Annotated in this window: 12 protein-coding genes; 6 read left to right on the forward strand and 6 right to left on the reverse strand. The window is 66.7% G+C overall.

Going from position 1 to position 12,545, the window contains the following annotated elements:
• The first annotated feature begins 15 nt into the window (after positions 1 to 15).
• Positions 16 to 408 carry a diacylglycerol kinase gene (locus RR928_RS04700; protein WP_332536032.1) on the forward strand — a complete coding sequence of 131 codons (393 nt, stop codon included), beginning with the start codon at positions 16 to 18 and terminating at the stop codon, positions 406 to 408.
• Positions 405 to 1,007 (forward strand): TIGR00730 family Rossman fold protein, encoded by a 603-nt coding sequence (locus tag RR928_RS04705; protein ID WP_332536033.1) that lies wholly within the window; start codon positions 405 to 407, stop codon positions 1,005 to 1,007. The genes RR928_RS04700 and RR928_RS04705 overlap by 4 nt, the downstream gene beginning before the upstream one ends.
• A gap of 129 nt (positions 1,008 to 1,136) precedes the next feature.
• Here the strand turns inward: RR928_RS04705 and RR928_RS04710 are convergent, their stop codons facing one another.
• Together RR928_RS04710 and RR928_RS04715 are read right to left on the reverse strand one after the other, a co-directional pair.
• The gene (locus tag RR928_RS04710; protein WP_332536034.1) at positions 1,137 to 1,475 is read right to left on the reverse strand and encodes a P-II family nitrogen regulator; all 339 of its coding nucleotides are present in this window, start codon (positions 1,473 to 1,475) and stop codon (positions 1,137 to 1,139) included.
• Positions 1,476 to 1,521: 46 nt separating this feature from the next.
• Positions 1,522 to 3,168, reverse strand: coding sequence for an NAD+ synthase (locus tag RR928_RS04715; protein WP_332536035.1), 1,647 nt, complete (start codon positions 3,166 to 3,168; stop codon positions 1,522 to 1,524).
• Between the two features lie 83 nt (positions 3,169 to 3,251).
• On the opposite strand from RR928_RS04715, the gene RR928_RS04720 reads away from it, so the two are divergent.
• Positions 3,252 to 4,481, forward strand: coding sequence for a GNAT family N-acetyltransferase (locus RR928_RS04720; RefSeq protein WP_332681620.1), 1,230 nt, complete (start codon positions 3,252 to 3,254; stop codon positions 4,479 to 4,481).
• Here RR928_RS04720 and RR928_RS04725 read toward each other — a convergent pair.
• The 4 genes from RR928_RS04725 to ppa form a co-directional block, all read right to left on the reverse strand.
• Entirely contained in the window at positions 4,478 to 6,211 is a 1,734-nt protein-coding gene (locus tag RR928_RS04725) for a methyl-accepting chemotaxis protein (protein WP_332536038.1), read from the reverse strand. The two genes, RR928_RS04720 and RR928_RS04725, sit on opposite strands and share 4 nt — an antisense overlap.
• Before the next feature lie 142 nt (positions 6,212 to 6,353).
• Positions 6,354 to 6,872 (reverse strand): chemotaxis protein CheW, encoded by a 519-nt coding sequence (locus RR928_RS04730; protein ID WP_332536040.1) that lies wholly within the window; start codon positions 6,870 to 6,872, stop codon positions 6,354 to 6,356.
• A gap of 209 nt (positions 6,873 to 7,081) precedes the next feature.
• A complete protein-coding gene (locus RR928_RS04735) occupies positions 7,082 to 8,920 on the reverse strand; it encodes a methyl-accepting chemotaxis protein (protein ID WP_332681621.1) in 1,839 nt (612 codons plus the stop codon).
• A 214-nt stretch (positions 8,921 to 9,134) separates the two neighbouring features.
• A complete protein-coding gene (gene ppa / locus RR928_RS04740; protein ID WP_332536043.1) occupies positions 9,135 to 9,662 on the reverse strand; it encodes an inorganic diphosphatase in 528 nt (175 codons plus the stop codon).
• 219 nt (positions 9,663 to 9,881) lie between these two features.
• On the opposite strand from ppa, the gene RR928_RS04745 reads away from it, so the two are divergent.
• From RR928_RS04745 to moaA, 3 genes are all read left to right on the forward strand, one after another.
• Complete coding sequence (locus RR928_RS04745) at positions 9,882 to 10,634, forward strand: Crp/Fnr family transcriptional regulator (RefSeq protein ID WP_332536044.1); 753 nt, start codon at positions 9,882 to 9,884, stop codon at positions 10,632 to 10,634.
• A 92-nt stretch (positions 10,635 to 10,726) separates the two neighbouring features.
• On the forward strand, positions 10,727 to 11,293 hold the full coding sequence (locus RR928_RS04750) for a DUF2889 domain-containing protein (protein WP_332536045.1): 567 nt from the start codon (positions 10,727 to 10,729) through the stop codon (positions 11,291 to 11,293).
• A gap of 68 nt (positions 11,294 to 11,361) precedes the next feature.
• The gene (gene moaA / locus RR928_RS04755; RefSeq protein ID WP_332536047.1) at positions 11,362 to 12,498 is read left to right on the forward strand and encodes a GTP 3',8-cyclase MoaA; all 1,137 of its coding nucleotides are present in this window, start codon (positions 11,362 to 11,364) and stop codon (positions 12,496 to 12,498) included.
• Positions 12,499 to 12,545 lie beyond the last annotated feature (47 nt).

Raw genomic sequence — 12,545 nt, forward strand, 5'->3', positions numbered from 1 at the left:
GTATCCTCTCGGCCCATGCCTCCAGAGATTCCACCGGTCAACCTGCAGAAAACCCGCCGCGGTCTGCACCGCATATGGCATGCGACCGGCTACTCGCTGCAAGGCCTGCGCGCGGGCTGGGGCGAAAAAGCGTTTCGCACCGAAGCCATTTTGGCGCTGTGCCTGCTGCCGTTTGCTCCCTGGCTGGGCCGCAGCTGGAGCGAAAGCGTATTGCTGGTCGCCAGCGTCGTGCTGGTGCTGATCGTCGAGCTGCTCAACAGCGGCATCGAATCCGCGATCGACCGCATAGGCCCCGAATGGCATGCGCTTTCCAAGCGTGCCAAGGACATGGGCAGCGCCGCGGTGCTGCTGGCCGTACTGCTGTGCGCGGGCACCTGGCTGTCCGCCCTTTACTTGAAATTCCTATGACGAACTCCACCAAACCTGCTTTTTCCCTTTGCGTCTACCTGGGCTCGCGCCCCGGCGTCAACCCGCTGTTCACCGAAGCCGCGATCGCAGTCGGTACGTGGATAGGCGCGCATGGCGGCCAGCTGGTCTATGGCGGCGGACGCTCGGGCCTGATGGGCACCGTGGCCGAAGCCACGCGCCTGGCCGGCGGCCGCGTGGTCGGCATCATTCCCCAGGCGCTGGTCGACAAGGAACAGGCCAACCATGCCTGCGACGAGCTGCACATCGTGCAGACCATGCACGAGCGCAAGGCCATGATGGCCGAGCGCTCGGATGCCTTCGTGGCCCTGCCCGGCGGCATAGGCACCTTCGAGGAACTGTTCGAAGTCTGGACCTGGCGCCAGCTCGGCTACCACGACAAGCCCATAGGCCTGCTCAACACCGATGGCTATTACGACAACCTGCTGACGTTCCTGGCCACCAGCGTGCAAAGCGGCCTGATGGGCGAATGGCAGATGGGGCTGATCGAGCACCATGCCGACGCGGCCGTGCTGCTGCCGTCGCTGATCGAGGCCGCGGGCACGGCCGACGAAACCAAGGCGCTGCGCGAAGTTATCTGAGGCGCGGCGACTGGGCAGCGCTGCGACCGTTCGCCCTGAGCCTGCCTCGCCGGCCGCGCCGAAGGCTGACCGCACCCGAGCCAAGATGGAGCACCAACGACGCAGGTCGCCAAATCCTGCGCTCGAAGATCAGATGGCGGAAGCGTCCAGATCGCCGGTACGGATGCGCACCACGCGCTCCACGGGCGTGACGAAGATCTTGCCGTCGCCGATCTTGCCGGTGCGCGCCACGTTGACGATGGCGTCGACGCAGCGGTCCACATCTTCGGTCTTGACCACGACTTCGATCTTCACCTTGGGCAGGAAATCGACCACGTATTCCGCGCCACGGTAAAGCTCGGTATGGCCCTTCTGGCGGCCAAAGCCCTTGACCTCGGTGACCGTGAGGCCGGTGACGCCGCAATCGGCCAGCGCTTCGCGCACCTCTTCGAGTTTGAACGGCTTGATGACAGCGGTGATCATTTTCATGGGAACTCCTGGATGTGGGAATGCGTTGGCGCCATGCATTGCTGCATCACGCCCGGAATTTATTGGTGATCGGATAGCGCCAATCCTTGCCGAAGCTGCGGCGCGTGAGGCGCACGCCTATCGGCGCCTGACGGCGTTTGTGCTCGTTGATCTGGATCAGGCGCGTCACGCGCTCGACATCGGCCGCGGCAAAGCCCGCGGCCACGATGTCCTGCACCGATTCGTCATTTTCCATGTATCGCTCGACAATGGCGTCGAGCACTTCATAAGGCGGCAAGCTGTCTTGGTCTTTCTGGTCCGGGCGCAGCTCGGCGCTGGGCGGGCGCGTGATGATGCGTTCGGGAATCGGATTGCTGCCGGTGGCGAACGGATCGTGCGCATTGCGCCAGTTGGCCAGCGCGAACACCTGGGTCTTGACCAGATCCTTGATCACCGCGAAGCCCCCGGCCATGTCGCCGTAGAGCGTGCAGTAGCCCGTGGCCATCTCGCTCTTGTTGCCTGTGGTCACGACCAGCGCGCCGAACTTGTTCGACAGCGCCATCAGCAGCGTGCCGCGGATGCGCGCCTGCAGGTTCTCTTCGGTCGTGTCTTCGGCGCGGCCGGCGAAATCGGCGGCCAGCGCGGCCTTGAAGGCCTCGAACTGCGGCACGATGGAAATTTCCTCGTAGGCCGCGCCCACGCGCTCGGCCATGTCGCGCGCATCGATCCAGCTGATGTCCGCCGTATAGGGCGAAGGCATCATCACCGTGCGCACCTTGTCGGCGCCCAGCGCGTCGACGGCAATCGCCAGCACCAGCGCCGAGTCTATGCCGCCCGACAGGCCCAGCAGCACGCCGGGAAAACGGTTCTTGCCCACATAGTCGCGCACGCCCAGCACCAGCGCGCGCCACAGCTGCTCGTGCGCGCTGGCCAGCGGCTGCACCTCGCCCTGCAGCGCCAGCGCGCCGCCCTGGGCCGTCACCTGCACGCTCATCAGGCTTTCCTCGAAGCCCGGCGCGCGCGCAACCACCGCGCCGTCGGCGCCGAGCGCGAAAGAATGACCGTCGAACACCAGCTCGTCCTGGCCGCCGACCAGATGGGCATAGACCACGGGCAGGCCGGTTTCCTGCACGCGCTCACGCAGCATGGCTTCGCGCACCGAGGGTTTGTCGCCATGGAAAGGCGAAGCATTGATGACGGCGAGCAGCTGCGCGCCGGCCTGGGCGGCGCGCTGCGCCGGGCCGGGCAGCCAGGCGTCCTCGCAGACCAGCAGGCCGATGCGCACGCCGTCGACCTCGAACACGCAGGGCGCGTCGCCGGGCGTGAAATAGCGCTGCTCGTCGAACACGCCGTAATTGGGCAGGGCCTGCTTGGCATAGCTGGCTTCGACAACCCCGTGGCGCAGCACGCTGGCCGCGTTGTGGCACAGTCGCTCGCCGGCCAAGCGCCGCGGATGGCCCAGCACAATCGCCAGGCCCGTGAGGTCGGCGGTTTCCCGTGCTACGGTATGCAGCGCCTGCTCGCAGGCATCGAGAAACGCGGGCCGCAGCAGCAGATCTTCGGCCGCGTAGCCGCACAGCGCGAGTTCGGGCGTGAGCAGCACGCGCGCGCCGGCCGCATGGGCCGCGCGTGCGGCGTCGATGATTTTTTGCGCATTGCCAGGCAGGTCGCCCACAACAAAATTGCGCTGAGCAGTGCAGATGGAGAACGTCATGGATAGAAATCAGGCCGACAAGGCCCATCGCAAAAGCGCTTCTCCCGGAGCAGGAAATTCGGCACGCGACGCCGGGAGCAGGCATGGCTGAAAGCGCAATTATCACCCGCGTGTTCACCGCGGTGCAGGAGATCCCCGCGCAGGCCTGGAATGAGCTGCTCGCGCGCCAGCCCGTGCCCACGCCTTTCATGCGCCACGAGTATCTGGCAGCGCTCGAATCCAGCGGCAGCGCAACGCTGGAAACCGGCTGGCAGCCCTGCTTCATCACGCTGTGGGCAGGCGAAGAACTGGTCGCGGCATGCCCGCTCTATGCCAAGAACCATTCTTCGGGTGAATACGTGTTTGACTGGGCCTGGGCGCGCGCCTATGCCGAGCATGGCCTCGAGTACTACCCCAAGGCGGTGATTGCCGTGCCGTTCACGCCCGTGCCCGGCTCGCGCCTGCTGGCGCGCGACGCGGCGCTGCGCGCGCTGCTGGCGCAGACCGTGCGCCGCTGGGTCCAGGCCCAGGACGGCTGGTCGTCGGTGCACGCACTGTTCACCGAGGAGGCCGATCTCGCGGCCTGCCGCGCCGACGGCTGGATGCAGCGTGGCGGCGTGCAGTTCCACTGGAACAACCAAGCGCTCGATGCCGCCGGCCCGCGCGCGCTGCGCGATTTCGACGATTTTCTCGCGCAACTGCAGCAGGAAAAGCGCAAGAAGATCCGCCAGGAACGCCGCAAGGTGGCCGCGGCCGGCGTCACGTTTCGTGCGCTGCATGGCGCACAGATAGAGACCGCGGACTGGGATTTCTTCTACAGCTGCTACGCGCGCACCTATTACGAGCATGGCAACGCACCTTATCTTTCGCGCGACTTCTTCGCGCGCCTGGGCGCGCAGATGGCTTCGCACTGGCTGCTGTTCATCGCCGAGCGCGCGGGCGCGCCCATCGCCGCAAGCCTGATCGCGCTCAACGCCGCTGCGGCCGAAGATGCGGGCGCGTCAGGCGGCGTCGCCTATGGCCGCTATTGGGGCGCGCTCGAGCGCGTCGATTGCCTGCACTTCGAAGCCTGCTATTACCAGCCTATCGAATGGTGCATTGCGCACGGCGTGGCGCACTTCGAGGGCGGCGCGCAAGGCGAGCACAAGATGGCGCGCGCGCTGCTGCCCACGCCCACGGCCAGCGCCCACTGGATCGCCCACCCGGCGTTTGCCGATGCCGTGGACCGGTTTCTCGCGCGCGAAGGCGCGGGCGTGCAGGACTATCTCGAGGAGCTGCAAGCGCACAGTCCGCTGCGCGCAGCCAGCCCGCCGGCCGCGCAGCCGCAGCCTTAGAAGCTTTCCCAGTCGTCGGTACCGGAGCCGGCCTGCGCAGGCCGGCCGCGCGAGCTGACGCTCAGCGGCACCGCGGGCGCGGCGGCGCTCGGCACGGCAGGCGCCGCCTTCACTGCCACAGGCTTGCGCGGCGCGGCTGGCGCCGGGGCGCTGCGTACTGCGGGCTGCACCCGGGCAACGCTGGCATGGCCGTCATCGAGACGGAACACCGCGACAGCCTGGACCAGTTCCTGGGCCTGGCGCTGCAGGCTGTCGGCCGCGGCCGCGCTTTGCTCGACCAGCGCCGCGTTCTGCTGCGTTGTCTGGTCCATCTGCGTGATCGCTTCGCCGACCTGGGCCACGCCCGTGCTCTGCTCGCTGCTGGCCGCGCTGATCTCGCCCATGATGTCGGTCACGCGGCGTATCGCGCCCACCACTTCGGTCATGGTCTCGCCGGCGAGATCCGCCTGCTGCGTACCCTGCGCCACGCGCTCGACGCTGGCCGTGATCAGCGCCTTGATTTCCTTGGCCGCCTCGGCGCTGCGCTGCGCCAGGCTGCGCACTTCACTGGCCACGACCGCAAAGCCCCGGCCCTGCTCGCCCGCGCGCGCCGCTTCGACGGCGGCGTTGAGCGCAAGAATATTGGTCTGGAACGCAATGCCGTCGATCACGCCGATGATGTCGGCGATCTGGCGGCTGCTGTCGTTGATGCCCTTCATCGTGCCCACCACCTGGGCCACGACGTCGCCGCCCTGCACCGCCACGGTCGAGGCGTTGAGCGCCAGCTGATTGGCCTGGCGCGCGTTGTCGGCGTTCTGGCGCACGGTCGAGCCCAGTTGCTCCATCGACGCCGCGGTCTGCTCGAGTGCGCTGGCCTGCTCTTCGGTGCGGCCCGACAGGTCGTTGTTGCCCGAAGCGATCTGGGCGCTCGCCGTGGCCACGGCTTCGGAGCCCTGGCGCACGTTGGCCACGATGTTGCGCAGGTTGTCCTGCATTCCGGCAAGGCGGCGCAGCATCTGCGCGGTTTCGTCCTTGCCGCTGGCATCGATCTGCGAAGTCAGATCGCCATTGCGGATGGCGCCGGCGACATCGGCAGCCCGCTGAATCGGGCGGGTGATCGAACGCGTGGTCAGCGCGCCCAGCAGCAGGCCGGCGAGCAGCGCCAGCGCTGCGCCGGCGGCCAGCACCACCTGGCTGGTCGTCGCCGACTCCTGGGCATCTGCCTGTACGGCCAGCAGGCTCTTGGCGGCGCTGTCGGCGACCTGGAAAACGGAATTCAGGTAGCTGTCGGCGAGCGGCTTGAGACGGGTCTCGAGCTCTTGCGAGACATCGTCGCCCTGTGCCAGACGCTTTTGCAGACTGGCGCGCAGTTCCGAATACGCCTTGCGCTTTTGTGCCACATCCGCCATCAGTGCCCGGCTCTGCTCGTCCTGCACCATGGCTTCGATCTGCTTTTGCGCCGCGCTGACGCTATCGCTGGCGGCCGCCATGTCCTTGCGCAAAGTCGCGAGAAAAACCGGATCGCTGCTGCGCATGACGGCCGAAGTACGCACCCAGTTGGCTTCGATCCACGACGCCCAGCGCTGGGTGAGCAGGCTGCGCTGCGTGTGCACCGTGGCAATTGCCTGATTGGCCTCCTTGAGCGACTCGAGGCGCCAGACGCCCATGCCGGCGATCCCGGCGGTAATCAACAACAGGATGGAAAACGCCAGGGTCAGGCGGGTGCCGATTTTCAAGTGTGCGTAGCGCATGAGTCTTGCCTCTGATGAATCGCCCCGGTGGCCCGGGATCAATGTAATGAATTGTCTCGCGCACTCTAGCTGAGACGAAAATGCCCCGGAGCATCACTACGCCATTGCCCGAGCGGCGCACAGGCCGCTCCTGCGTGTCGGGTCAGCCCACAGCGGCCTTGAGCAGGCCCATGTCGGCCGAACTCAACAGGGCTTCGATGTCCATCACGATCAGCATGCGCTCGCCGACGGTGGCGATGCCCTTGATGAAGGCTTCGTCGACCTGCGACTGGAACTGGGGCGTGGGGCGGATCGCGTCCAGCGCCAGATTGACCACATCGGCGACCGAATCCACGACCACGCCGAGCACGGTGTCGGCCACATTGAGAATGATCACCACGGTGAACGCCGTGTACTCGACGGTGGGGCAGCCAAGCTTCATGCGCAGGTCGACGATGGGCACGATCACGCCGCGCAGATCGACCACGCCCTTGATGAAGTCGGGCGCGTGCGCAATGCGCGTGGGCGTCTCATAGGAGCGGATTTCCTGCACGCGCAGGATGTCGATGCCGTACTCTTCCTGGCCCAACTGAAAAGTCAGGAACTCGGCCTTGGCCACCTGGGCCGTCTGGGAAGCGGAGCGCGAACGCAGGCCGCCGGAAGAAGAAAGATTCGAAAGCATGAAGGCTCCCTTGGGTTGAGATCGCCGCGTTGGCGGACGCATCTGGATCGCGGATGCACGGCGGGCCACAGGCGTCAAGCCTTGTCTCCCGCGCCGATTCCAGGTCTGTGTGAATGGGGATCCGGCGGCATGGGCAGCGCCCGCGCACGACCGGATTACATATTGTCACTAAAAAGCGAGGGCAGGCCCCAAAAAAAGGACTTGTCGCGTCAGAACGTTTCCCAATCGCTGTCGGCGGTCTGGCGCGCCACGGCTGTTGGAGCAGCCGGCGCCAATGCCGCTGGCGCGGGTGCTGCGGCAGCCGGTGCTGCGGCAGCCGATGCTGCGGCAGCCGGTGCTGCGGCAGCCGGCGCTGCGGCCACCTGCGGCACCTTGGCCGGCGCGCGCGGCGCCGCAGGCAGCTCGGTGGCGCGCGCAGTGGGGTGCTGGACTGTGGGCAGCGCACTGGCGCTCGCGGCGCGCTGGTGCGCGTCCTGCGCGAGTCGGAACACCGCCACGGCCTGGACCAGATCCTGCGCCTGGCGCTGCAGACTGTCGGCTGCAGCCGCGCTTTGCTCGACCAGCGCCGCGTTCTGCTGCGTTGTCTGGTCCATCTGCGTGATCGCTTCGCCGACCTGGGCCACGCCCGTGCTCTGCTCGCTGCTGGCCGCGCTGATCTCGCCCATGATGTCGGTCACGCGGCGTATCGCCCCGACCACTTCGGTCATGGTCTCGCCCGCCAAATCTGCCTGCTGCGTGCCCTGCGCCACGCGCTCGACGCTGGCCGAGATCAGCGACTTGATCTCCTTGGCGGCTTCGGCGCTGCGCTGCGCAAGGCTGCGCACTTCGCTGGCCACCACGGCAAAGCCCCGGCCCTGCTCGCCCGCACGCGCGGCTTCCACGGCCGCGTTCAGCGCGAGGATGTTGGTCTGGAACGCAATGCCGTCGATCACGCCGATGATGTCGGCGATCTTGCGGCTGCTTTCGTTGATGCCCTTCATCGTGCCGACCACCTGGGCGACCACGTCACCGCCCTGTGCCGCGACCGCCGACGCATTCAGCGCCAGCTGGTTGGCCTGGCGCGCGTTGTCGGCGTTCTGGCGCACCGTCGAGCCCAGCTGCTCCATTGACGCCGCGGTCTGCTCGAGCGCGCTGGCCTGCTCTTCGGTGCGGCCCGACAGGTCGCTGTTGCCCGAGGCGATCTGCGCGCTCGCCGTGGCCACGCCCTCGGCGTTGTTGCGCACGCTGTTGACGGTCTGCACCAGGCTGATCTGCATGCGCTGCAAGGCCGTGAGCAGATCGCCCATTTCGTCCTTGTTGCCCGGCGCAATCGACTGCGACAGATCGCCCAGGGCGATGTGGTTCGCCGCATCGACCGCCTGCCGCGCAGGCCGCGTCACGGAGCGCGTCACCAGTGCGCCGAACAATGCCGCGATGACGGCGCTCAGGGCCACTCCGGCCACCACCCAGAGGCGTGCGCTGTCATAGGCCGCGGCCGCCGCCTGCTGGGCCTGCCGGGCGCGCTGCTGGCTGATCGCATTGAGCCGGCCCACGGTTTCCGTGAGCGCCACGAACGCCGTTTCCGACGCGCCGCGGTAGACATTGCCGACCGCGTCGCCCAGCAGCGAATCCTGCTCGAGCAGCGTGTAATCCTTTTCCTTGGCGGCCTGGAACAGCGCTTCGCGGCTGCCGACATAGCTTTTGCGTTCGGTCTGGTACTGGGCCATCAGCGTGCCTTCTTCGGCATTGTGGTCAAGCGCTTCATAGGCGCGTTCCAGCGTCTGCAGCTGCTCCATGATGGCCGGTGCCTGCGTTGCCAGCGCGGCAGCTTCCTCGGCGCTCTTGGCCGACATCAGGCCGGCGTCCAGGCGCCGCAGACGGTTCCACTGCACGCGGATATCACCGGTATCCGACACGCTTGGCAGTGCCTGCCCGCCCAGAAAGCTCGCGGCCGCATTGATTTTCTGCAACTGCCACAGCGCCAGGCCGCCGACCGCCACTGTCAACAGCACCACCAGAAAAAATCCCAGCCCCAGCTTCAATCCCAGGCGCATATCAGCCAACTTCATTGTGTTTGTCTTTCCAACGCTTGCCATCCCCTCATCCGCCCGCGCGCACCTCCCCGGCACCTGCAGGCGGATGCCCCACAACAAAACAGCGTGCTGTCATTGCTGACAACACGCTGCGAATTCAACGCCCATCGCCCGGTAGGCACGCCCGGCTCGCCGTTCTGCAACGGCGTCGCTGAAAGCGCGTGCGGCAGGCCATGGCTTGCGCTGCGGCTCAGGCCTTGTAGTTGGCGATGCCGTCGACGATTTCCTTCTTGGCGGCGTCCACGCCTTGCCAGCCTTGCACCTTGACCCACTTGCCCTTTTCGAGGTCCTTGTAGTGTTCGAAGAAGTGCGAAATCTGCGCCAGCGTGATTTCAGGCACGTCGGCAATCGATTCGATCTTGGCGTATTGCGGCAGGATCTTGGCGGTGGGCACGGCCAGCACCTTGCCGTCGACGCCGGCTTCGTCTTCCATCATCAGAATGCCCAGCACGCGGCAGGGCACGACCACGCCCGGGGGCAGCGGGAACGGCGTCATCACCAGCACGTCGACCGGATCGCCATCGCCCGACAGGGTTTGCGGAACATAGCCGTAGTTGGTGGGGTAGTGCATGGCCGTGGTCATGAAACGGTCGACGAAGATCGCGCCCGATTCCTTGTCGACTTCGTACTTCACGGGATGGGCGTTGGCCGAGATTTCGATGACCACGTTGAACGTGTCGGGCGCATTCTTGCCAGGGGAGACTTTGTCGAAGGACATGATGATGTTGAGTTGAGTGAAACAAGAGGTCCGCAGCGGGATTGGCCATGATTTTAGGCGCAGCCTCGGGTCGCCCCGGCATGCACCGGGAAAATCAACCCGGCAACCAGGCGGCAGCGCTCGCATGCACTGTTTTTGACCTCAGGGTTTCCATGCGTTATTAAAATCCGCAGGCATGCGTCAATAGGGTGTTGTCCATTCACCGCCCGGTATGTCGTGATGCTGACGCAAGCGCCTTCACCTCTTTATTCGCCGCTGCTGCCCGAACACCTGATCATCCTGCGTTCGGGCCGCTGGTTCCATGAACTGCCCAAGGCCCTGGCCCAGCAGCTCACGGGATTGGCCCGCGTGCAGCAGCTCGCCGCCGGCGAAGCCGTGTTCGTGCGCGGCGATCCACCCGGCGGGCTCTACGCGGTGCTGCGCGGCACGCTGTCCATCTCCAGCGCCGGCAGCGGCGCCCACGCGCGCAGCACGCTGCTGACGCTGCTCGAGTCGCCGGCCTGGTTTGGCGAACTGTCGCTGTTCGACCAGTCACCGCGCATCCATGATGTCTACGCCACCGAACCAAGCTGCGTGCTGCAGGTGCCGCTGGCGCCGCTGCTGCAATGGCTGGAGCAGCATCCCGAACATTGGCGCTCGCTGGCGCTGCTGGTCACGCTCAAGCTGCGCCAGGCGCTGATCACGCTGGAGGACCAGTCGGTGCTCGCCGCGCCGCAGCGGCTGGCGCGCCGGCTGGTGAACATGGCCGAAGACTACGGCCTGCGCCTGGACACCACGCAGTCGCGGCGCATGCTCAATCTGTCACAGGAACAGCTCGCGCGCATGCTCGCGCTGTCGCGCCAGACCACCAACCAGATACTGCAGGAGCTGCAGCAGCGCGGCATGATCCGCCTGTACCGCGGCAAGCTGGAGATCCTGGACCTGGCGAAGCTGCGCGAAAGCTGCCTGGCAGTGGCGCCCATGCTGACCTGAGCCGCGCACAGGTGCTTGCCTGGGCGGCGTTTGTTCGCTACGGTGGGGGCATGCGGCAGCTCAACGACAGCGCCGGTCCCGAAGAATCCACGATGCCCCTGACAGAAATTCCCCACCGCACCCCCCAACATCTGCGCGATGTGCGCTATCGCAGCTTCGAGCGCCCCGACGGCCTCTGGGACATAGAAGGCGAGCTGCACGACAGCAAGGCCGTGGACCGCGTGCTGAGCAGCGGGCAACTGCTGCGCGCGGGCACGGCCATCCACCACATGTGGATACGCGCCACCATCAACGACGCGCTGCAGGTACAGGCCATCGAGGTGGCCATGGACTCCCACCCGCTGGGCAACTGCCCCGAAGCCGCGGCCGCGCTGCAGAAGATGGTCGGCTGCCATATGGGCCGCGGCTGGCGCAAGTCCATCCAGGAACATCTGGGCGGCGTCAGCAGCTGCACCCATTTGCGCGAACTGCTGTTCAACATGGCGACGGCGGCGTTCCAGTCCATGCCCAACGTGTTCGCCGACGGCGACCCCGGCCAGCCGCCACGCCACCTGGGCCAATGCCTGGGCTGGGACTTCGACGGCCCGGGCGTGGCTGCGCACTACCCGCAGTTCGTGCACTGGCGCCCCCAGCCCGTGGCCGGCAAGTCCGGCGCCTAGCCCCGGTGCCCACTCAAGCATCCCGCACGCCCGGGCCGAACGCCGCCGATTGCGGCAAAATACCTCCCATGGCTGTACGAGTGATTCCTCTGGTAGATCAGCGCACAGCAGCCTTGACGGCGGCTGTGCCGCAACTGCCCACCTCCCCTTCCGGTCATTTGCTTGACCAGTTGGGCAGGCCGCTGCGTGATCTGCGCATCAGCGTCACCGATCGCTGCAACTTCCGCTGCCAGTACTGCATGCCCAAGGAGGTGTTCGACAAGAACTACACCTACCTGCCGCACAGCGCCTTGCTGAGCTTCGAGGAAATCACGCGCCTGGCGCGCGTCTTCCTGGCCCACGGTGTGCAGAAAATCCGCCTCACCGGCGGCGAGCCGCTGCTGCGCAAGAACCTCGAGGCCCTGGTAGAGCAGCTCGCGGCGCTGCGCACCGCCGCAGGCCTTGCGCCCGACGTGACGCTGACCACCAATGCCTCGCTGCTCGCCCGCAAGGCACGCGCGCTCAAGGATGCGGGCCTGAACCGGCTCACCGTGAGCCTGGACGCGCTCGACGACGCGGTGTTCCGCCGCATGAACGATGTCGACTTTGCCGTGACCGACGTGCTCAAGGGCATAGAAACCGCCCAGGCCGTGGGCTTCGGGCGCATCAAGGTCAACATGGTGGTGCAGCGCGGCACCAACGACGACCAGATACTTCCCATGGCGCGCTTTTTCCGCGGCACGGGCGTGACGCTGCGCTTCATCGAATACATGGATGTGGGCGCGACCAACGGCTGGTGCATGGATGAAGTCCTGCCTTCGGCCCGGGTGCGCGAACGCCTGCAGGCCGAATTCCCGCTGGTCGCGCTCGCGCCGGGCAGCACGGGCGAGACCGCGGCGCGCTGGGGCTATGCGAACGCTCAGGGCGAATACGATCCCGCTCTGGGCGAAGTCGGCTTCATCAGCAGCGTCACCGAAGCCTTCTGCGGCGACTGCAACCGCGCCCGGCTGTCGACCGAAGGCAAGCTGTACCTGTGCCTGTTCGCCTCTCAGGGCTGGGATCTGCGCAGCCTGCTGCGCGCCGGCGCCAGCGATGCAGAGCTGGCCGGCGCGATCGCGCCGCTGTGGCAGCAGCGCAGCGACCAATACTCGCAATTGCGCAGCAGCCTGCCGCCCAGCAGCGCCAGCCCCGGCCGGCGCATAGAGATGAGCTACATCGGTGGCTGAAGCCCCCGCCCACGACATCACCGGCCTGGTGCTGGCCGGAGGCCGCG

This window comes from Comamonas sp. (genome assembly GCF_036666375.1).
Classification (GTDB): Bacteria; Pseudomonadota; Gammaproteobacteria; order Burkholderiales; family Burkholderiaceae_C; genus Comamonas.